The sequence below is a fragment of the Pseudomonas sp. TREG-RG-20F-10-E-6-01 genome (assembly GCF_022662455.1).
Lineage (GTDB): Bacteria > Pseudomonadota > Gammaproteobacteria > Pseudomonadales > Pseudomonadaceae > Aquipseudomonas.
Genome location: NZ_JAKNQP010000013.1, coordinates 1 through 20,787, shown reverse-complemented (window position 1 = coordinate 20,787; position 20,787 = coordinate 1). Strand labels below are relative to the sequence as shown.

At 57.8% G+C, this 20,787-nt stretch carries 17 protein-coding genes, 1 tRNA gene and 4 pseudogenes; 12 read left to right on the top strand and 10 right to left on the bottom strand.

Annotated features, from left to right (window positions below; genetic code table 11):
* Positions 1 to 18: 18 nt before the first annotated feature.
* Together L8K08_RS25715 and L8K08_RS25710 are read left to right on the top strand one after the other, a co-directional pair.
* A pseudogene (locus L8K08_RS25715) lies at positions 19 to 252 on the top strand (ABC transporter); the annotation flags it as partial.
* Positions 219 to 528 (top strand): annotated as a pseudogene (locus L8K08_RS25710) (hypothetical protein); the annotation flags it as partial. The pseudogenes L8K08_RS25715 and L8K08_RS25710, both read left to right, overlap by 34 nt.
* A gap of 53 nt (positions 529 to 581) precedes the next feature.
* Here the strand turns inward: L8K08_RS25710 and L8K08_RS25705 are convergent.
* Entirely contained in the window at positions 582 to 1,661 is a 1,080-nt protein-coding gene (locus tag L8K08_RS25705; protein ID WP_242200776.1) for a 3-deoxy-7-phosphoheptulonate synthase, read from the bottom strand.
* Between the two features lie 619 nt (positions 1,662 to 2,280).
* On the opposite strand from L8K08_RS25705, the gene L8K08_RS25700 reads away from it, so the two are divergent.
* Positions 2,281 to 3,030 (top strand): carbon-nitrogen hydrolase family protein, encoded by a 750-nt coding sequence (locus tag L8K08_RS25700; protein WP_242200774.1) that lies wholly within the window; start codon positions 2,281 to 2,283, stop codon positions 3,028 to 3,030.
* Entirely contained in the window at positions 3,031 to 3,477 is a 447-nt protein-coding gene (locus L8K08_RS25695) for a GNAT family N-acetyltransferase (protein ID WP_242200773.1), read from the top strand.
* 34 nt (positions 3,478 to 3,511) lie between these two features.
* Here L8K08_RS25695 and L8K08_RS25690 read toward each other — a convergent pair whose 3' ends face one another.
* Positions 3,512 to 3,751 (bottom strand): DNA-binding protein, encoded by a 240-nt coding sequence (locus tag L8K08_RS25690; protein ID WP_106579986.1) that lies wholly within the window; start codon positions 3,749 to 3,751, stop codon positions 3,512 to 3,514.
* A gap of 81 nt (positions 3,752 to 3,832) precedes the next feature.
* Here L8K08_RS25690 and L8K08_RS25685 point away from each other — a divergent pair, with 81 nt between their 5' ends.
* The 6 genes from L8K08_RS25685 to L8K08_RS25660 all read left to right on the top strand — a co-directional run bounded on the left by L8K08_RS25685 (position 3,833) and on the right by L8K08_RS25660 (position 9,612).
* Positions 3,833 to 4,198, top strand: coding sequence for a helix-turn-helix transcriptional regulator (locus L8K08_RS25685; protein WP_242200771.1), 366 nt, complete (start codon positions 3,833 to 3,835; stop codon positions 4,196 to 4,198).
* A 151-nt stretch (positions 4,199 to 4,349) separates the two neighbouring features.
* Positions 4,350 to 4,991, top strand: coding sequence for a UvrY/SirA/GacA family response regulator transcription factor (uvrY, locus tag L8K08_RS25680; RefSeq protein WP_003190387.1), 642 nt, complete (start codon positions 4,350 to 4,352; stop codon positions 4,989 to 4,991).
* 1 nt (position 4,992) lies between these two features.
* Positions 4,993 to 6,816, top strand: a complete 1,824-nt coding sequence (gene uvrC / locus L8K08_RS25675) for an excinuclease ABC subunit UvrC (protein WP_145163457.1) — start codon at positions 4,993 to 4,995, stop codon at positions 6,814 to 6,816.
* Positions 6,817 to 6,848: 32 nt separating this feature from the next.
* Complete coding sequence (gene pgsA / locus L8K08_RS25670; RefSeq protein ID WP_003232771.1) at positions 6,849 to 7,409, top strand: CDP-diacylglycerol--glycerol-3-phosphate 3-phosphatidyltransferase; 561 nt, start codon at positions 6,849 to 6,851, stop codon at positions 7,407 to 7,409.
* 63 nt (positions 7,410 to 7,472) lie between these two features.
* A tRNA-Gly gene (locus L8K08_RS25665) sits at positions 7,473 to 7,548 on the top strand.
* A 222-nt stretch (positions 7,549 to 7,770) separates the two neighbouring features.
* Positions 7,771 to 9,612: an integrase arm-type DNA-binding domain-containing protein gene (locus tag L8K08_RS25660; protein ID WP_242200769.1), complete on the top strand. Its 1,842-nt coding sequence runs from the start codon at positions 7,771 to 7,773 to the stop codon at positions 9,610 to 9,612.
* Positions 9,613 to 9,987: 375 nt separating this feature from the next.
* Here L8K08_RS25660 and istB read toward each other — a convergent pair whose 3' ends face one another.
* Together istB and L8K08_RS25650 are read right to left on the bottom strand one after the other, a co-directional pair.
* On the bottom strand, positions 9,988 to 10,743 hold the full coding sequence (gene istB / locus L8K08_RS25655; protein ID WP_242200767.1) for an IS21-like element ISPsy14 family helper ATPase IstB: 756 nt from the start codon (positions 10,741 to 10,743) through the stop codon (positions 9,988 to 9,990).
* 20 nt (positions 10,744 to 10,763) lie between these two features.
* Positions 10,764 to 11,330 (bottom strand): annotated as a pseudogene (locus tag L8K08_RS25650) (IS21 family transposase); the annotation flags it as partial.
* An 11-nt stretch (positions 11,331 to 11,341) separates the two neighbouring features.
* On the opposite strand from L8K08_RS25650, the gene L8K08_RS25645 reads away from it, so the two are divergent.
* Both L8K08_RS25645 and L8K08_RS25640 read left to right on the top strand, forming a co-directional pair.
* Positions 11,342 to 11,560, top strand: coding sequence for a hypothetical protein (locus L8K08_RS25645; protein ID WP_242200766.1), 219 nt, complete (start codon positions 11,342 to 11,344; stop codon positions 11,558 to 11,560).
* A 61-nt stretch (positions 11,561 to 11,621) separates the two neighbouring features.
* Positions 11,622 to 11,768: pseudogene (locus L8K08_RS25640) on the top strand (IS3 family transposase); the annotation flags it as partial.
* A 218-nt stretch (positions 11,769 to 11,986) separates the two neighbouring features.
* On the opposite strand, the gene L8K08_RS25635 reads toward L8K08_RS25640, so the two are convergent.
* The 6 genes from L8K08_RS25635 to L8K08_RS25610 form a co-directional block, all read right to left on the bottom strand.
* Positions 11,987 to 12,133, bottom strand: coding sequence for a hypothetical protein (locus L8K08_RS25635; RefSeq protein WP_242201038.1), 147 nt, complete (start codon positions 12,131 to 12,133; stop codon positions 11,987 to 11,989).
* A 200-nt stretch (positions 12,134 to 12,333) separates the two neighbouring features.
* Entirely contained in the window at positions 12,334 to 13,044 is a 711-nt protein-coding gene (locus L8K08_RS25630; protein WP_242200764.1) for a fimbria/pilus periplasmic chaperone, read from the bottom strand.
* A complete protein-coding gene (locus tag L8K08_RS25625; RefSeq protein WP_242200762.1) occupies positions 12,980 to 15,382 on the bottom strand; it encodes a fimbria/pilus outer membrane usher protein in 2,403 nt (800 codons plus the stop codon). Before L8K08_RS25625 ends, L8K08_RS25630 begins: the two co-directional genes overlap by 65 nt.
* Positions 15,383 to 15,434: 52 nt before the next feature.
* Positions 15,435 to 16,130, bottom strand: a complete 696-nt coding sequence (locus tag L8K08_RS25620) for a DUF1120 domain-containing protein (RefSeq protein WP_242200759.1) — start codon at positions 16,128 to 16,130, stop codon at positions 15,435 to 15,437.
* Between the two features lie 185 nt (positions 16,131 to 16,315).
* The gene (locus L8K08_RS25615; RefSeq protein WP_003419140.1) at positions 16,316 to 20,029 is read right to left on the bottom strand and encodes a transporter substrate-binding domain-containing protein; all 3,714 of its coding nucleotides are present in this window, start codon (positions 20,027 to 20,029) and stop codon (positions 16,316 to 16,318) included.
* Positions 20,026 to 20,676, bottom strand: a complete 651-nt coding sequence (locus L8K08_RS25610) for a response regulator transcription factor (protein WP_242200756.1) — start codon at positions 20,674 to 20,676, stop codon at positions 20,026 to 20,028. The genes L8K08_RS25615 and L8K08_RS25610 overlap by 4 nt, the downstream gene beginning before the upstream one ends.
* Positions 20,677 to 20,787: the final 111 nt, after the last annotated feature.

Here is a 20,787-nt window from a genome sequence, read left to right as displayed (position 1 = left end):
GACCAGCCAATGAACATCCAGTGTGGGAGCTGGCTTGCCTGTTCATCACCCACGACGTCGCCACGGTGCGCGCGATTGCCGATGAGGTGGTGGTGATGCAGCGGGGCAGGGTGGTTGACCAGGGCCGCCGCAGCGCGATTTTTACCCAGCCTCCACGACTACACCGGCCTGCTGTTTTCATCGGAACCGGAAATGGACCCGGACGGCTCGATCATTTCAGTGACTTGTACGCCATGCAGTGGAACCCGGTAGCGTCGGCGGCGGATTTTTCCACGCGGGAGAACCCTGACTATCTGGTGTATGCCCTGGAGCAACGGCTGGGGGTGAAGAAGCAATCGATTGCAGCGGCGGGATTTTCTGCTGGGGTATGCGCAGAAACTGCAACGGCTGGCGAGTGAGCAGCCCTTGGTGTTTGCGAAACTGGCGCAGTTTGATGAGGCGTTGTATCCACTTTCCCGACCCAAACACCGTACACATGTGGGAGGGGGCTTGCCCCCGAATGCGGTCTATCAGCGCCAGGTTTTCTGACTGATCCACCGCTATCGCAGGCAAGCCAGCTCCCACATTTTGATCTCCATCCGTCAGTCAGCTTTGTGGTGTTCCCGCAACCGCTCAGCCGCACCACGCAACAGCTGCTCGGTGCCACTCCAGCCCAGGCAACCATCGGTCACCGATACGCCGTATTTCATCGACGCGCTCAACGGCTGGCAACCTTCGAACAGATGGCTTTCGAGCATCATGCCGATCAGCGAGGTGTCGCCTTGCAGGCGTTGTTCCAGCACGTCGTTGAACACTGCCGGCTGACGCAACGGGTCTTTGCCGCTGTTGGCGTGGCTGCAATCGACCATGATCCGCGCCGCGACTTTGGACTTGGCCAAATCGTGTTTTACCTGCGCCACACTTTGCGCATCGTAGTTTGGCCCACGGTGGCCGCCGCGCAGCACCAGGTGCGTGTCGGGGTTGCCTGGGGTCTGGATGATTGCCGGATGGCCCTGGCTGTCGACGCCGAAGTGGCGGTGCGGGTGTGACGCCGAGCGCATCGCGTCACAGGCAATCGCGACGCCGCCGTCGGTGCCGTTCTTGAAGCCGACCGGCATGCCCAGGCCGCTGGCCATTTCGCGGTGGATCTGCGATTCGGTAGTGCGAGCGCCAATGGCGACCCAGCTGAGCAGGTCATCGAAGTAGCCGGCGGCCATGGGTTGCAGCAGCTCGGTGGCGACCGGCAGGCCCAGACGCAGCATTTCACGCATCAGTTCGCGCGACAGGGTCAGGCCTGCGGCCATGTCATCGCTGCCGTCCAGGTGCGGGTCGTAGGCCAGGCCTTTCCAGCCGATGGTGGTGCGCGGTTTTTCCACGTAGGCGCGGATCACCAGCAGCATCTGGTCGCTGACTTCAAGCGCGAGCTTCTTCAGGTTGCGTGCGTATTCCATGGCCGATTCGGGGTCGTGGATCGAGCACGGGCCGACAATCACCAGCAAACGGGTGTCTTCACCGTTGAGGATGGCGCGCACGGCTTGGCGATGGGCGTGGATCTGTTCGTTGAGGAACGGGCTGAGGGGCAACTGGTGCTTGAGTTCAAGCGAGCTGGGCAGGCGCTGGGTCAGGGCTTCATTGGCGCTGGACAGGTTGGCAACAGGCAAGGCGGCGGTGGCAGAGTTCATATTCAAGGCTTCCTGGGCAAGCGGCGGGCGATTCCCGCGCGCTCTGCCCTACTGGGGTGTTCGACAATTGGCCGTATTGGCTACGTGTGTTGGCTTGCCACCAATAGGTGACCGATCGGAGGCGGCAGGCTGTCCCGAACGGAGCTTGCTAAATCGCCATGCAGTGGAGGTGTCGTAGCGGTAATAGGTGGCGTAGTTCATGTCGTGAGTCCTTTTAGTGTTCGGTGTGAAGCAAAATGAGTAAGGGCTGAAAAAACAAAACCCCCGGTCGGGGAGCCGACCGGGGGTTAGATTTCTCTGGCAGGCGACCCCTTGAGTAGTGGGCGCCGATTTCAGGTATCAGGCGCGCCAGTGGCTAAACCAATACCCAAAATAAAAGCTGACCAGTGCGCTCAAACCGTTCACGCGGGTAGCCGACACCGAGCGCGAGGCGCTGGCAACAGGGCAAACCTGAGTGTGGGTGAGTTGCAACATGGTGTGTCTCCAAATGATGCGGGGAGCTTACTAGAGGCACGCGGGTGGATTCAATCAGTAATTTCTATCGCTTGAGGTACTTACGGCTATGGGGTGAGTGTCGATATGCTGCTGACACTTAGATATTGATGGCTTGGACGCGACCATGACTGCCTTGACCCTTGCTGCTGCTCAGACCACTTCAATCGCAGGCGATGTGCCGGCCAATATCCAGCGGCACCTGGCGTTTATGCAGGCGGCGGCGGAGCACGGTGTGCAGTTGCTGGTGTTTCCAGAGCTGTCACTGACCGGCTATGAGCCGGCGCTGGCCGCTGAACTGGCGATTGCGCCAGAGGATGCACGGCTGGCGCCACTGCGTGAGAAGGCGCAGGCGCTGCAGTTGACGGCGGTGGTGGGGATGCCGATCCGTTTGGCGCCCGAGGCGGGCGTGTTGATCGCCGCGCTGGTGTTGGCGGCGGACGGGTCGCTGGCGGTGTACACCAAGCAGCATTTGCATCCGGGTGAAGACGTGGCGTTTGTCGCAGGGCAGGGCGGGGCCGCCCTCGAATGGGCGGATGACCGTATTGCGCTGGCGGTTTGCGCAGACTTTTCCCACGCCAGCCATCCACGTGAGGCCGCGCAGGCCGGCGCCAATGTGTACGCCGCCGGCGTATTGATCAGCGAGGGTGGCTACGCCGCGGACAGCGCGCTGCTCCAGGGTTATGCCGCCGAGCATCGCATGCTGGTGTTGATGGCCAACTATGGCGGGCCTTCAGGCGGCTGGGCCTGCGCAGGGCGCAGCGCCATCTGGGCCGCGGACGGCAGCGTGCTGGCCGCCGCACCGGGCACTGGCGACGCGTTGGTGCTTGCCCGCCGCGATGGCGGCCACTGGTCTGGCCACGTGGTTGCGCTGTAAGTGACGTTTCACTTGCGCACCGCGACTGTCGATGACTTGCCATTCGCGCGGAGGCTGACCCACCAAGCCATGGGGGGTTACTACCTGCAATACGGTCTTGTGTGGTCTGACCATGGCTTTGACGTGGGCTGGGGCAGCCGCGAGAACTGGATGATCTGCAAGGGCGACGCGGTGTTGGGGTTTATCAGCCTGAGCCGTGACAACAGTGCTCTGTACATTCGCGAATTGCACTTATCCGAAAACTACCGCAAGCAGGGCGCAGGCAGCTGGGTACTCGAGCAGATGGCGCTCAAGGCGCGCGCGCAGGGGCTGGGTCTTTTACGCTTGACGGTGTTCAAAACCAATCCGGCGCGCAGGTTGTATCAGCGCCTGGGGTTGAGCATCGTTGGGGAAGAGGGTTGCTTCTGGCGCATGGAGCGCGAGTGTCGGGCAGGTCCATCGGACTAAACAGGCACGTCTTGCCACTAGGCGCAGACTGCGGTCAGGAAACGATTTCCGGGTCGCGGTTCAGGGCTACCGGCTCATCCACGATAATCCCTTCTTTCATGCCCAACAGGACCGCCACCTTGTGGGCTTCCCCACGCCGTCCTTTTTTACGCCCGGCGAGCACTTGATAGGTTGTGGCCGGATCAACGCCGTGCTCACGGGCAAACGCTTGAACTGACTTCCCTTGATGTTCCAGCCAGGCCTTGGCTTGTGCAGCAGTGCGAATACCGGGCATAGTTCAAAACCGTTCAAGTTTGTTTAAAACGAGATGAGTGTGTCACCTCTTGGGGTGTGCCAGACAGGATCATACATCCAAATGAGTGGAATCGGTTCGCGTTTAAGACAGGAAAGAGAACGTCTTGGCCTGTCGCAGAAAGTTTTTGGTGAAATCGGCGGCGTCGAGGCAAATGCCCAAGGCAAATACGAAAGCGGCGGCCGCGCACCCAAGGCGGACTACCTGTCACGCGTGGCTCAGCGTGGTGTAGATGTTTTATATGTGCTGACGGGAAGCCCGACGCCTATGCAGCTGGAAAACCTCAGTCAGCTGGAAGAAAAAATCCTGGAAAACTACCGGGTCATGCTCAAGGAAGATCAGGACGCTATCCGCCGACTGACCGCCACACTGGCGGAACACTCCGTGTCGCAGAACGGAAAACACAAGTCGGCTCTCACGCAAAGCTGACCTTTTGCTCAGTAAAATCGGCTGTCCGGCGCAAGTCGGGCACCGATAGCGTGCGTAAACTCTATATATATGACGCTTGCAGCTAGGTCTGCGCCATGGTTTTTTGCTAAGGTGTTCAGCAACCTATAAGACCATATCGCGAGGTGTCTGCTTGATTAGGGTGCTAGTAGTCGATGACCATGATCTCGTTCGTACAGGCATTACACGAATGCTGGCTGACATCGATGGCCTGCAAGTAGTCGGTCAGGCCGAGTCAGGGGAGGAGTCCCTGATCAAGGCCCGGGAGTTGAAACCCGATGTGGTTTTGATGGACGTCAAGATGCCTGGGATCGGCGGTCTTGGTGCCACTACCAAATTGTTGCGCAGCCATCCGGACATTAAAGTCGTGGTGGTGACCGTGTGCGAGGAAGACCCTTTTCCTACACGTCTGCTACAGGCCGGCGCGGCCGGTTACCTGACCAAAGGCGCAGGCCTGGCGGAGATGGTGCAAGCCATTCGCCTGGTATTTGCCGGCCAGCGTTATATCAGCCCGCAGATTGCCCAACAGTTGGCTATCAAATCGTTCCAGCCCACCAGCGACTCGCCGTTTGATGCGCTGTCGGAGCGGGAAATCCAGATTGCCTTGATGATCGTCGGCTGCCAGAAAGTGCAGACGATTTCCGACAAGCTCTGCCTGTCGCCCAAAACCGTTAACACCTACCGCTATCGCATTTTCGAGAAGCTCGCCATCAGCAGTGATGTTGAATTGACCCTGCTCGCGGTGCGCCACGGCATGGTGGACGCCAGCGCCTGACATGACCACACCGTTTGATCCAAGTGCCTTTCTCTCAACCTGCAGTGGCCGCCCCGGCGTGTACCGCATGTTCGACAGCGAGGCGCGCCTGCTTTATGTGGGCAAAGCCAAGAACCTGAAAAACCGTCTGGCGAGCTACTTTCGCAAGACCGGCCTGGCGACGAAAACCGCTGCCTTGGTGGCGCGCATCGCCCAGGTTGAAACCACCATCACCGCCAATGAAACCGAAGCGCTGCTGCTTGAGCAGACGCTGATCAAGGAGTGGCGGCCGCCCTACAACATTCTGCTGCGCGACGATAAATCCTACCCCTACGTGTTTTTATCCGACGGCGACTTCCCGCGGCTGAGCATTCACCGCGGCGCGAAGAAGCAAAAGGGCAAGTATTTCGGGCCGTACCCCAGCGCCGGTGCAATCCGCGAAAGCCTGAGCCTGCTGCAAAAGACCTTTTTTGTGCGCCAGTGCGAAGACAGCTTCTACAAGAACCGCACACGGCCTTGCCTGCAGTACCAGATCAAGCGCTGCAAGGCGCCCTGTGTCGGCCTGGTTGATCCGGCGGAGTACGCCGAAGATGTGCGCCATTCGGTGATGTTCCTCGAAGGGCGCAGCAATGCGCTCACCGATGAGCTCTCCGGCGCCATGGAGCAGGCTGCCAGCACGCTGGATTTCGAGCGGGCCGCTGAATTGCGCGACCAGATCTCTCTGTTGCGCCGTGTTCAGGACCAGCAAAGCATGGAGGGCGGCAACGGCGACGTCGATGTCATCGCCGCGTTCGTCAACCCGGGCGGCGCCTGTGTGCACCTGATCAGCGTGCGTGGCGGGCGAGTGCTGGGCAGCAAGAACTTCTTCCCGCAAACCGGGATCGACGAGGAAGTGGCTGAAGTCATGGCCGCCTTTCTTGGTCAGTACTACGTCAGCAGCCCCGAGCGCGATTTGCCCTCGGAGTTGATCGTCAACGTGGTGCATGAAGACTTCCCCACACTGATCGAGGCCATCCACGAGCTGCGTGGCCGTGAGCTGGACATCAGCCACCGCGTGCGCGGTACCCGTGCCCGTTGGCAGCAATTGGCAGTCACAAACGCCGAGCAAGCCCTGAGTGCGCGTCTGGCCAATCGGCAGCATGTGGCCGCACGCTTCGATGCCTTGGCTGAAGTGCTTAACCTGGACGAGCCGCCGCAACGGCTGGAGTGCTACGACATCAGCCACTCCAGCGGCGAAGCCACCGTGGCGTCCTGTGTGGTGTTCGGGCCGGAAGGGCCGATCAAATCCGATTACCGGCGCTACAACATCGAAGGCGTTACCGCCGGCGATGACTACGCCGCGATGCACCAAGCCCTGACGCGACGCTTCAGCAAGTTGAAGGACGGCGAGGGCAAACTGCCGGATATCCTTCTGGTGGACGGCGGCAAGGGCCAGTTGTCCATGGCCCGTGACGTGCTCAACGAACTGGCCGTGCCCGACCTGATCCTGCTCGGCGTGGCCAAGGGCGCCACGCGCAAGGCCGGTTTCGAGACGTTGTACTTGAATGATGCCGCCCATGAGTTCACTTTGAAGGGCGACTCACCCGCGCTGCACCTGATTCAACAGATCCGTGACGAGGCCCACCGTTTTGCCATTACTGGCCACCGTGCCCGTCGCGGCAAAACCCGTCGAACCTCAACCCTGGAAGGGGTGGCGGGCGTTGGCCCGACACGCCGGCGCGACCTGCTTAAACATTTTGGTGGCTTGCAGGAGCTGTCCCGTGCCAGCATTGACGAAATAGCCAAAGCACCCGGTATCAGTAAAAAGCTCGCTGAGTTGATTTATGCAAACCTGCACAGCGAATAGAATGCCTTCTCACCTCGTAGCCAGTTGTGCCGATGAATATCCCTAATCTGATTACCGTTCTACGCGTCCTGCTCATTCCGATTTTCATTTTGTTGTTCTATTTGCCGTACGAATGGAGCTATGCCGCCTCTAGTTCAGTGTTTGCGTTTGCAGCCGCAACCGACTGGCTTGACGGCTACCTGGCGCGTCGCCTGGAACAGAGCACGCCCTTTGGCGCATTCCTTGATCCGGTGGCCGACAAACTGATGGTGGCCGTGGCCTTGGTCCTGTTGGTGCAGGAGCACGGCAACCTGTGGCTGACGCTGCCGGCCGCCGTGATCATCGGCCGCGAGATCGTCGTCTCGGCCCTGCGCGAATGGATGGCCGAAATCGGCGCGCGCGCCCACGTGGCGGTCTCCAACATGGGCAAATGGAAAACCGCTGCGCAAATGCTCGCGTTGGTGATCCTGCTGGCCAATCCGTCGGACTTCTCCTTCTGGGTGCTCACCGGCTACGCCTTGCTGCTGATCGCCGCGGGCCTGACGTTGTGGTCCATGCTTCAGTATTTGCGTGCTGCCTGGCCGCATCTGCGCACCACCGTTGAAAAGAAATAAAACTTTTTTGAATCAAGGGGTTGACGGGGGTTCTGGATTCTATAGAATGCACACCACCAAGACGCGGGAATAGCTCAGTTGGTAGAGCACGACCTTGCCAAGGTCGGGGTCGCGAGTTCGAGTCTCGTTTCCCGCTCCAAATATTGCGCTACAGAGTTCCACTGAACTCTGTAAGTGATTGAAATCAGGGCCTTTAGGCCCTTTTTTCGTTCCAGCGGGAACCACTGAAATCCAGCACTATCCGGTGCGTTTAAGTCCAGGATTAAGTCCAGAATCCTGACGCGTACCGAATCGGTTTGATGCTGGAGCAGTTTGCGTAGCGAGATGAGCATCTGGCCCTGACTCTGTTCAGGAGCTCGCGATGGCACTCTCAGAAATGACAGTTCGGCATGCCCGAATCACCGGTAATGACTACACCCTCGGCGACAGTGATGGTCTCACACTCAATGTGACGGCCAGAGGCGGAAAAGTCTGGCTCTTCCGTTACTACTGGGCAGGCAAGCAGAAGCGCATGTCCTTGGGTTGTTACCCACAAATCTCCCTCAAAGAAGCGCGTACACGACGTGACGATGCGCGCGCCTTGGTTGCGCAAGGCATCAATCCCTATGAGCATCGCAAACAACAGCGACTTGCTGTTCATGCTGCGAAGGAGCACACCTTCGAGGCCGTGTTCAATCAGTGGGTGGAGTTCCGCAGGCTAAGCCTGAAGGAAGGGCGCCAGAGCACGCTCTCGCAGATCTTGCGAATCTTTAACAAAGACGTCTTGCCCGTACTGGGTGGGAGGTCTATCTACGACATCAATCGTCACGATCTGCTGGATTTACTGAGCAGGATCGAACAGCGCAAAGCCTTAACTACCGCCGAAAAATGCCGGACCTGGTTCAACCAATTGTTCCGCTATGCGCTGGTGAAGATTGAGGGGTTGGAACACAACCCAGCATCAGACCTTGATGTCGTCGCGCTACCCAAACCTCCTGTTACGCACAATCCATTTCTCCGAATGGACGAGCTCCCGGGATTGATGGTTGCTCTTCGAAATTACGGTGGCGCCAACCAAACTCGGCTTGGCCTTCTGTTGTTGTTGCTGACCGGTGTCCGCACGGGCGAGTTGCGGTTGGCGACACCCGACCAGTTCGATCTGGAGAAGCGCTTGTGGGTCATACCGGCGGAAGTGGTGAAACAACTTCAGCTAGCGATGCGGAAGCCTGGTAAGCAGACTCAAAATGTACCGCCTTATATAGTGCCGCTGTCGGTTCAGGCGCTGGAGATCGTGCGTCACTTGCTGGATCAGGTTGTCCCTGCGCAACGCTACTTGTTTGCGCATCGAAGCGACCTGAGCAAGCGCATCAGTGAGAACACTCTGAATGGCGCGCTACGCCGAATGGGGTACGCCGATCAACTCACCGGTCATGGCATGAGGGCGACGATCTCGACGGCGCTGAACGAGATCGGATACCCGAAGGTGTGGGTGGATGCTCAGCTTTCTCATGCGGATCCGGACAAGGTGAGTGCGGCCTACAATCACGCGGAATATGTCGAGCAGCGCCGGACCATGATGCAGGACTGGGCGAATCGTCTGGACCTTTGGGGGCAGGGACAGCTGAAAGCGGCAAGTTCTCCGCTGACCATTCGTTTAGAGGGCGCAGCTTCATTACCTTCGTTGGAAAGCGCGAATGCAAACGCCGTTCTGTACAGCGGTGGCTTCCCAGAGACGACTGTCCCAGCCTCCAAAACGTCCGTCAGCAACGAACCGGTCCTTAACGCTGCTCAGTATTCACCAGTCCTACCTGCTCCTACGCAGACTGAACAGCTGCGCGACCCCCAAGTATCTGAAATACAACGCCAGCGCGCCGAGATGCTAGCTACCTATGAAGCTTCGAGTAATTTGGCACTGTTTGTCTTCGCCAAACTGGCAGGCAAATCCAGAGATCAGATCAACCGAGATATCAAGGCTCGGCGCCTGCTATCCCTGAGTCTGGGGAATCGCGGTCAGCGTATTCCCGATTGGCAGCTTGATCCACTGCGGCACAAGTTGGTACTTGCTGCGTTAGCGCGGTTTCCGGATGTCGATGCATGGAGGCTTTATGGCGCCCTTTGTAAACCTCATGAGCGATTTAAAGGTCGCGCGCCAATCGATGTGCTTACTACGGAGAATTTCGATGTGACCGCACAAATCTTTTGCAGTGCGCTGGGTTCAAGCTGAGGTACTGTCGTTTTGCTGTGATAATGGATGTCGCTGCTTGCTTGGGTCCATCTAGCTCGGGCTGCCGTAAATGCGTGAACTTCACGCGTTGCCTGAGGTGCGGCGGAGATGTTCGGCAAGAGGCTTCTATTGCACAGGAAGACACCCTTTGGCATCATCTCGCTCCCGCCCTCTCTTGTCAGCTCTCCATCCCTCTCATTTGGGGGCTGCGTCTTGGGGACGGCGGGTAACCACCCGGCCTCGTGCCGGGTTTTTTATTCGTTCGGCAGGCTGCGGATTCCACGGCATCCGGACACTCAGCCCACCAACATCCGGACACCTATTCCACGCTCATTCGGACAGGCAGTCGGAGCGCAGCGACGCAGGTTTGCATTGTTAGTCTGAAGTCTCTGCCGCCGTCAATTTCATTGCGCGCCTGCGCATCGATTCGCCCTTCAGTTCGATCCGATAAGCGTTGTGCACCCGCCGGTCGAGGATCGCATCGCCCAAGGTTGGATCGCCGATCAGCGCATGCCATTTGTCCACCGGCATTTGGCTGGTCACTAGCGTCGAGCGGTTGCCGTAACGGTCGTCCAGCAGTTCAAGCATGTCGCGCCGTTGCGCAGCGGTAAACGGTGCCAGCCCCCAGTCGTCCAGGATCAGCAAGTCGGTCTTGGCATAACCCGCCATCAGCTTGGCGAAGCGGCCGTCGCCGTGGGCCAGGCCCAGTTCCTCCATCAAGCGCGGCAGGCGCAGATAACGCACGCTGTAACCGTCGCGGCAGGCCTTGTGAGCGAGCGCGCAGGCGAGCCAGGTTTTGCCTACGCCAGTTGGGCCGCCGATGATCAGGTTCAGGCCGTCGCGCAGCCACTGGCCGCTGCCCAGTTGCAGGATCAGCGCCTTGTCCAGGCCACGCGGGCTGCGATAGTCGATGTCTTCCAGGCAGGCGTTATGGCGCAGTCGTGCGGCTTTGAGGCGAGTCGTCAGGCGTGCATCTTCGCGCTCGGTCAGCTCGCGGTCGATCATCAGACCGAGGCGTTCGTCGAAGCTGAGATCGTTGATGTCAGGCGTTGCGTGTTGTTCGCCAAGCGCCTTGATCATGCCGTGCAGGCGCAGGGTTTGTAGCTTGTCGAGTGTCGGGTTGGGCAGCATGTTCGTGCTCCTTTTTCAGGTCAGTGGTAGTAGCCGGGGCCACGTAGGTTGATGTGCCCGTCGGGCAGTAACGGCAGGTTTTGCTGGGCCAGCGGTAGCCGTTCCAGTCCTTGGCGTAGGATCGATTCGAGGCTTTTGTAGCTGCACGCGCCCAGTGCCAGCGCACGCTGGCAAGCGGCTTCCAGCCGCTCTTCGCCGTGCTGCTTGCTCAGGCGCAGGATGCCCAGGCAGGCACGGAAGCCGTGCTGCGGATGGATTCGGCGTTCGAGGATGTAGGCTATAACGCCAGCGGTGTTCGGCCCTGTCTGCTCGGCCCAGCGGATCAGCCGTTGCGGCGTCCACTCGGCATGTTCGCGGTGGCTCTTGGGCATGTGCTCGGTTTGAGTCGTGTGGCGGCCTTTATGTGCCGAGCGCAGATGGCTGGCCACGCGCTGGTTGGCGTGGAAGCACTCGCCGGTCTGCGCAGTCAGCCGCACTTCGAGTTGGTGCTTCACCAACTGATACGGCACCGAGTAGTAATGGCCGTCGACCTCGACGTGATAGTCGATGTGTACTCGTACCTTTTTCCATTCGGCGTAGACATAAGGATGCCTATTTTATGACCTCGCTGAAAAGTCCGCTCCTGCTCTTGCGGAGGTTCTTTTTGAAGGTGGTTGCCATGGTTCTTTTCCGTAAGCATCTGGAGAGGACACCTGCCTCAAAATCCAGTCTTGGTGCGTTCACCGGCGACGAAAAGGTACAATCTATCCCCTATTTGTATGCGGCCGGCCCAGTCATCTACCTGGCCCCGCAAAGCCAAGACATGGTGTGCACTTAAATGCAGGTGGACACCATCGCCTCATGCGACGATGTCAGGAAGGTGTGTGGCCGGACGGTTACGCAGTTTTTTGAAGGCAAACAATTTGGTTGTCAGCATGAGTCGCCGAGGCAACTGTCATAACAACGCCGTGGCCGCGAGCTTTTTCCAGCTTCTGAAACGGGCACAGATCAGGCGGAAAATCTACACCTCGCGACAAGATGCTCGTAAGCGTCCGCTGAATACACATTGCGTATCAGCGACTATTAGCTTCAGTCGACTGATACCAGCATTCCTCCGACAACTGTATCCCCATGCTGCTTTGCAAGCGCCTGGAGGTCGTGGGCATAAGGACTGGATAAACCGAACATCTCTTGAAATAGTCCGCTGGCAACAATTGGGCCCAGCACTGAAAAAGCGTACAGGCTCGGGCCGCCAGGCCGAACCTCACCGCGCTGCTGCGCTGCTGCGCTGCTGCGCTTCGGCGATGATGCGAGCCTTGCGGGCTGAGGAGGCATGGTCGTGGAGATAGCACTCTTTTGAATACAGCTTGCTGGTGTAAGCGGGCTTTTCCTTGATGGATTCGCTCATCATTATAGTGGATCATCCAGCAGTCAAGATCGGCCTCTAACTGTCCAGGCTTTGGTAGACCTTTTTCCGTTACGCGATCCGGTAAAACTCTTGCAATATCGTCTTGTGGAACCGAACGCCGAGACGGTGGGCTCGCACCCTGCGCAAACAGTTGCGAGCGCTGAAAAGTGGATACGCCTGGGGCGGCTCGCTCAGTTGGATAGTCAATTGTTTGATGCCTGACTGGATAACTGGATGACATGGGTTTGCAGCATGAAGTTGAAGCTGGACACGCTGTTGAAAGTCAACGAAGCGTTGGCGGCCAGCGGTGATTTCAGCGCTTGGCACAGCGTTTCGCCCGGTAAGACGTAAGCCTTGTTGAAGGTAATGTCCGTCTTGGTCTGCGCGCTCGACATGTTCGGATCAAAACGAAATACCTTGCGTGACGGGTTGCTCATACAGAGCTTGCCCTGCGCTTGCTTGAAGGTGATCAGCTTCCAGGTATCGACTTCGGACACGTTGGGGTCGACGCCGATGACCACAGGCAGATCCTGGCCTATGACGAATTTCACCTTGCCTGCGGCTTGCTCTTGTGGGGGCAGCCCTGAAAACAGCACTCGTGCGATATGTTCTCTGTCGAGGGGCTTGTTGCCACGGTAGATCACCCGCACGGTCTGGTTCTTTCCGGGCGCGACCACCACGGTTTGCGGCACGGTGTAAAGCACGCCTCCGTCCAGGTCGTCATCCGGCAGTTTGCTTACTTTGCTATAGAGCAGCACGGCCTCGTCACTGTTGTTTTTAAGGTCGATAGTGGCTTCTTTCTGTCCTTTTTCAATAAGCACCGCAGAGGCGCTGGGTTGCACCTGGGCTTCAGCCAGCAGGGGCATGGCTGCCAGGCAGGCCAGCCAAAGGCATTTTTTGCCGAGAGCAGTCAAAGGTTGTATCGATAATCTGTTCATTGGAGATCTCTAGTTGAGTGGGAAGTTTGCACATCAAGGTGCTGTCGTTCGCATCGAACATGCCTAACGTTTGCAGTTGCTTAACGTTGTCCTGTTTAACCAGTAATACGTCTTGGTCGATGAAGTTAGCAATCAAATTCCCGTCTTTGTCATAAAAAACTGTGCGAGCGCTTAGCGCTTCAGGCCTGTTTGTCCAATGCAGCAGCACGTTCTTGTTACTGGTGGGCTCGAAGTCGAAATAGGAAACCGCGCCACGGTCACTGATAAAGTCCACCTGGTTGTTTTGGAAATAGACGCCATCGTTTAGCCCCTTGGGATTGACTTTCACAAAGTCAGGCTTGTTATCGGAAATATTGGCGAGCACTACTTTGCCGTTATAATTTGTTCTAGCCGAGCTGCGCTGGCTGCTGACCTTGACGAAGCCCTTGAGGTGAGTGTCGACAATGGCATAGGTTTCTTTGAGTTGTTCGGGTGTAAATACCACGCCTTTGCGATTGGCAGCTATTGAACCCGACAGACTCAGGCTGTTTGACGCTGCGCTGCGGCTGTCGCTTTCGGATCTGGATACAGTCAGGCCGGCATGGGTATACGGTGTATTGAAGTCGTTACTTATATAGTTTTCCGTGGTCTCGGTGCGTTTGGCAGTTCGCTGAACATGGCCAGCAGTCACGCTGTAATCGCTGTTGACCCGAGTGGTCAGATAGTTATCCAAGCGTTGGCTATTACTGTAAGCGTTGTATTGCGATCGGTAGTAAACATGGCGGCCGCCGACTTCAAATGGAATCGACAGGCTGGCATTCAAGGTCATTTTATCGCGGGAGGTGTCTCCGGGCGCTTGCGGGGCATACCCGGCACTCAGGGTGAACAAGGCTTGTTTGATGTTTGTGGAGTAACCTGCCGACCAGGTCGAATAACTGCTACGGTTATAAAGATTATAACGGTTGAGCGAGAGGCTGAGCGCATTATGGTCACCCACCACAAAACTGTGTGTGATCCCCAAGGTACTTTTTATATCCGCCTGATTATCATAAAGAGCCTGGCCGACGTAGGAGAAATTGCGGCTGATAGCCTGGTACGTAAGATCAGTGCCGCCATAACTGATCGTGGCGTTAAAGTTGACACCCAGTTGATTGCGCTCATTCCTCGATAACAGGCCGTACGTGGTCATCTGCAGGCCGCCTTTATCGAAGGTGTTGCTCAGAGAAACGCCTTGATAGCGTTGTTGGGTGACGACCGCGACGGTGGGGTTCACGGCATCGCTGTAGCGTTTTGAATAACCCGCGCCTGCAGTCACAGCGTGCGCGTCTGTGTTCGAGCGCCCCGCAAAGGCGTAAAGCCCACTGCTTTGAGTGGTAGCTCGGCTGATGCGGGCACGGGAAATTTGACGGGTATCGATGACCCGTCCATCGCGTTTGATCACCACCACCACATCCGACGTGAGTGATGTCACGGGTATTGCGGCAAGGTTGTTGTGGCCTCGGTTGACGTTTAAGGTGTAGACAAGTTGGTCTCGCTGGTAGAATTCAATCACCGCCGGCGCATCGCTGTCGTATGTGAAGGCAACGCTGCCGATGCCTGAGGGTGCGTCTTTGGTGCTGTATACCACGCCATCCACATAACCCACGCCGAAACCGCCGTCGGGCGAGTTCAGGCGACCGGCTTTGAGGCGGCCAAAGTCGAAATCGCGATCCAGATAAAACGACTGGACGTTGTTGTTGGAGTAGCGCTGGGTCTTTGAGGTGAAGCTGCTGAAGGTGCCGTTGGCACGCAGCAAAGCGTTATCGGCATTGGCGCCCACTTGATAGGTTGTGCTCAGTGAGTTGCTGCTCGAACCGGTGGATGTGAACGTCGAATAGTAAGTGTTGTAGTTGACGAAGGCGCCGGTGCCGCCTTTTTGTTGTTGAATGAAGTCGGGGTTTTCCAGCAGCGCGCGCGGTACAGTGAGCTTCAGGCTGCGGTCGCTGCGGCTAAAATTGAGCTTGATCCGATCAGTCAGTTGCACGTAGGCCGCAGCGCCGTTTTTAATGCGCTGACCCCAGGCTTCTTTCTTCAGTCCGAACGTTTGCAGGTCATGGGCCGTATAGGCCACCTGTCCTTCCGTCGTGCTATAAACCACGGTTTTGGCAATGAAGCGATCATTGACGTAGAGATGTACCGAGTTCTCGCCGGCATAAAGTTCCTTGTCGTGAAGGGCGTCCTCAACTTGCTGATCACTGATACCACTGATACCGAGCAACTTGTTATCAAACTTGAGCTGTGCTTGAGCGTTCATGGAAATGAAAAAAATCAGCAGTAGTAAGTGAACAGGCTTCATGGCAATAGAAATGTCCCACCCTCAGGCAGGACATTTGCGAACCCACAATAAATTAGAAGTAACGAACGTTGACTTGCGCCGTTCCGTTCCATGGAACTTGCGTAGTCGCGCTGATTTGGCTGGCTTTGTTTATTTGCGGCTCAACATCAAAGGTCCAGGTAAACGACGTACCGGAGGCCGGCTTATTGCTGGCATCTAGCGGGCTCCATTCTTCTGCAGTGTAATAAGCCCATTTGGACATCGCCGCAACACTGCTCGGCGTCGTCGAGTGGGTGGCCGCGTCGCGGTTATAACCGAAGTTGGTGGTGTTGGTAGTGCCGTCGACAGTGGTGCTGACTGGATTGAGTACAAAGTTACCAATCTTGTTCTTAGTCACCGGATCAATACCGATGCCGAAGATACGGCCCGTATCACCGTGGTCAATGCGCCCGCTGTTGTTCTTGCCGGTCAAGGCGCTGGAAGGGTCTGCGTCCACAATCCACATGGCGGTTTTCGTAGTGGTACCTTCCGGGCAGTTGATAGTGATCGTGGCTGTTTTTGCGCTGAGTGTGGTGAAGTCAGTTTTGTTAAGTGAATCCCAGTTGATGGTACCCCAGTCCAGGTCATTACCACTTGGAATATCAACAACACAGGCGCTCGGGCCAATCACGCCTTTAACGTTGATGTCGCTGGCGGCGTGCGCAATAAAGGGGGCGAGGGCAGCAAAGCCCGCAACGGATAACGTGGCACCCAGTTTTAAAAATTTCACGGTCATACTCCTATGAATGATAAAAAGACGCGTCGAGATTGGAAGGTCGATAGTGAAATCGGCACCATTCAAGAGCGGCGAAATTATAGGAGTGTAAAAAGTGATGATTGCCTAGAATATTCTAGTTCTGTTGTTGGCGAGGAAAGTTCGAACTGGACGTGCGTACTGTAATTATATGCGAACCGTCAAACACCGGCTGCGCGAACTTGGTAAATGAAGTCGCGTACCGCCGCGTGCACCACCGAGTGGCGCTGTGCTTCACGGTGCAAATGCTGCGCCTGACGGGACAGTTCGGTCAGTTCGACCAGTTGCAGCGCTCCGGAGAGTTTGTGCAGCAGATGGCCGAGGATTTCGGCATCGTCACTGATCAGTGCGGCCTCTATGGCCTGCAGGTCCTTGCGACTCTCTGCGCAAAAACTGTCCCACATCACGGCCTTCAGATCGCCCATGCTGGTGACTGCCGAGTCTCCAGGCGATGCGCACAGATAACGCTCGAACAGGGTAATCAACGCACTGAGGACGATGGGCTTGAGGATGAGTTCGTCCATGCCGGCCGCTCGGGCACGCTGCTGTTCCTGCGGGTGAATGCTCGCCGTCATGCCGATGATGGGGATCGTCGCGGCCTCGAGCTGTGAGTCGCGTACCTGGCGGGTCATGGCGTAGCCGTCGAGTTCCGGCATATAGCAATCGGTCAGGATCAGCGTGTACTGCTGCGTTTGCAGACGCTCGATCGCCTGCAGGCCGTTTTCCACTAGGTCGAAGGCGCAATGCAAATGCTCCATCTGCCTTTTCAGCAGCAGTCGATTGGTGGGGTGATCCTCCACGATCAGCACTTTATGGCCCTTGGGGTAACTGGAACGGGGCAACGGAACTCGGCGGCTGCTGTTGCGCCCCAGCAGCAGTTGCTCAAGCGCCGCCTGCAAACCGCTCCAGGTCAGCGGGTTAACACTCAGCCGGGTGGACGAGGGGCCGACCGCATAGCCGGCAGGCAAGTCTTCGGCGGTAATCAGCAGCGTCCCGGGATTGCCGGCGGATGCCTCGTCGGTGGTGATCAGCAGGTCCTGCTGATCCGACGTGAAGTGAAACCCAAGCGCCAGCAGGTGCTGTGCCAATGCTTTCCGGTAGGACGCGAGATCGGACGCGAGCTTTACCGAGCGTGATGCGAAAGGTTTTTCAAGAGCGGCGGCGACGGGCAGGCTGAGGGTGAAAGTGATGCGCGTGCCTTCATTGAGGCAGCTGTGCAGGTACAGTTCACCGCCCATCAATTGCACGAGTCGACGCGAAATCATCAGGCCCAGGCCCGAGCCTCCGTAGCGGCGGGTAATGGAGCTGTCCGCCTGCATGAAGGGTTGAAATAGACGCTCCTGCTGCTCCTGACTGATGCCGATGCCGGTGTCCGCGACCAGGAATTCCAAGTGCTGCTCGCCATCATCGTGCTTGAGGCTCAGCTCTAGCCGCACATGACCGCTTTGTGTGAACTTGGTGGCGTTGCTGAGCAGGTTGAGCAGCACCTGGCGCAGGCGGCTGCCGTCGACCTCCAGCAGCCTGGCGATGCGATGATCAATCAGGCTGTGCAGCCCGAGGCCCTTCCCGTGAGCCTGATGACCGATCAGGCGCAGCACCCCGTCGAGCAATTGACGCAGATCGGTAGGCTCGGGCGCCACGACGAGCATGCCGGAGTCGATGCGTGAAAAATCCAGGGTGTCGTCAAGTACCTGCAGGAGCGAGCGGGTCGATTCGTTGACCATCGTCAGCATTTCCTGCGCATCGGTGGGCAGGTGCAGGTCGCTCATCAATTCGAGCAGGCCGAGAATGCCATTCATCGGCGTGCGAATTTCATGGCTCATGGTGGCCAGAAACGCCGCCTTGGCCTCGGCCGCCTGTTCAGCCAACTGTTCGGCGGCGCGAATGCTGGTGACGTCGATAAACGTGGTGAGCACGCCCTGGGGTTCGGCGCCGTCAAGCCGATAGGGTGTGACGATGTACAGCCAGTGCTGGTCGCTGCCATCCTCGCCCACCAGGATATGTTCGCCTTGTTGGCGTTCATCGTCGCGCAGCGCCGTGTCGACCATCTTCGAGATGCGCTGGCGCACTTGCGCAGGGTAGTATCTGATTTCGTCAACGGAGCGCCCCAGCACCTGGGCCGCTTCGACGTTGAAGGTTCGCTCATAGGCTTTATTGAGCATCAGGTATCGGCGCTGACGGTCCTTGATTGCCACCGGGTACGGATACGATTCAAGCAGTTCGCGGCTGAAGCGCAATTGCGCGGACAGCCGCTGTTGCGTTTCCCTCAAGGCGCGCTGACGGGTTTTGAGCGACAGGTGTGCGTAGAGCAATACGCCAATGATCAGCAGGGCTGCGGACCCTATGCTGCCGACGATACGCCAGAGGCGTTGCGGGGAGACGCCGATTTCATAGGTATTGCGCAGCCATTGTTGGGCAAACAGGTCGCGCTGTTCTATCGGAATGCTCTGGATCAACTGATCCAGCAGGGCCGCCAGTTGCGCATGACGCTCGGTCACCGCGATAGACAACTCCAGCGGCAGATCAGTGGCTGCGGCAATCTTGAGGCTGTCCGACCAGCCTTTCTCCAGTAAGCGGTCCACGGTTATCAGGTTGCCCACGTAACCATCGGCCTTGCCGGTGCGCACCAGCTCAAAGCCATCTGCCGGGTCGGTTACCCGCAGCAGCAAGCTGTCGGGCACCCGTTGCTGGAGGCGTTGCGCGAAGTTCGGATTATCCGGCACGACCAGGGTTGCGCCATTGAGTTCTTCGATGGAGGTTTTCGCGGGTTCTCCGAGGCGTGTCACCAACACGTTTGGAATTTTCACGAAGGGCTGCGTGTAGCGCCAACCGGGCAAGTGTTCGGTGGACGCGTCCACCGGAATACGCAGGTCAATCTCGTCGGAAGGCGCAGCTGTGCCGCTTGGCGCGGGTATTTCAATCACTTTGAGCCGTAGCGCATTTACCAGGTATTTCAGATAGCTGTAGCTCAGGCCATTGGGGCGACCGTTTTCGTCGAGGAACGACATGGGACGAAAGGTAGTTTCATAGCTCACGCGCAGCATCGGCAAGTCATCCACCCATTGGCGCTGCGCGGTAGTCAGGTGGGAGGAGGGCTGCATGCGTTGATTGATCGAATGCTTGTCCAGCCAGCGCAGTTGCAGGTCGTTGAGAAAGTCGGACGGCGTGCGGGCCATGGTCGCGGCAAGGACGTCGCGCAAGTCGGGCCGCAGTGAACTGATACCGAAGTGCAGACCGGCGTTGTCGTACAGATCCTGCTGCCTGACCTCAAGGGACTTGTAGTGTCCGCTGCTGAACAGAGCTTCGAGCTGGTAAGGCTCGCCCAGGTACGCGTCACCTTCGCCATTCTGCAAGGCGTCCAGGGCTGACTTGGTGTCTGCGTAGATTCGCAAATGAGAGGGCGGCAGGCGTTGGCTCAGCCATTGAGCGGTTGTATAGCCTTGCTCTGCAACGAATGAATGTGACGATAAGTCGGCAGATGTGATCGCCGCGCTGCCGTGACGTACAACCAACACAAGCGGGGAGAGCAGATAGGGGCTGGAAAAGTCCATGCAGCGTTGCCGCTCGGCGTTGGTCTGCAAATCCGGCACTACGTCGATGCGGCCTTCGCACAGAGCGGTGGTGGCTTCTTCAAATGTGGCGAATGGGCGAAACTCCAGTTTCAGATTCAATTGGTCTGCCAGGTAACGCAGGTAGTCGATACTGAACCCGGCAGCGCTGTCGCCGACCCAGTAGCCGAGGGGAGGGGTGGTCTGCGCGGGCAGGCCGACCACTACCACAGGGTTACCCGACGCCGCCGGGGCTTGTGTTGACGCCGTGCACAGGCTCGACACCAGCAGCGTCAGCCACAACAGCCTGCGCAGGGCGTTTATCACTCGGTGTGCTCGACGGTGGATTTAGTCAGTGAGGCGTAATACTGATACAGCTGCGCGTCGGACTGTATACCCAACTTGCGCTTGGCCGAGTTCTTGCCCCAGCTTACCGTCTTGACGCTGCGATGCAGGGTCTCTGCAATATCTTCGGGCGACTTGCCTGACGCCAGCAGCCGCACAATTTCCAGCTCTCTGGGGCTCAGCTGCGCTTCTCCTGCCGGGCAGCGGGGCGATTCAGCCAGCGCCTTTTTCAAGGCTTCATTCAAATAGATGCCCCGACGCAGCACGGTGCGCACGGCTTTTGGCAGGCAGAGAATGTCGCTGTTTTTTTGAATGATGCCACGCACTTTCGCCTCAAGAATCAGCCTCAGAATGCCGAGGTTCTCTTCACCCGTCAGCACCAGCACCGGCAGATTCGGGTAGCGTCTGTTGAGTAAACCCAGCATGTGTAGGCCATCCAAGTCGGCGCCGGGCATCGAATAGTCGACGATCAGTACGTCGCATTCATGGTTTTCCAGCGCAGTGAAGAGCTCCGGAACGCTGGTGGCGGTTGCCTGGATTTTGGCAAAACCGCTTTCATTCAACAGTACAACCTGGCAACCGTGCAGGATGGCAGGGTGATCGTCGGCGATGATGATACGAGGAATCATAAGCGCTGCTCCTGAGGAACTGTCCAAATTGGCCTATCACTGGCGCCCGACTTCTCAGTACTCAAAAAGTTTAGCTTGAGTACCGTCCTGAGCGCCACCGTCTTGAGTGCC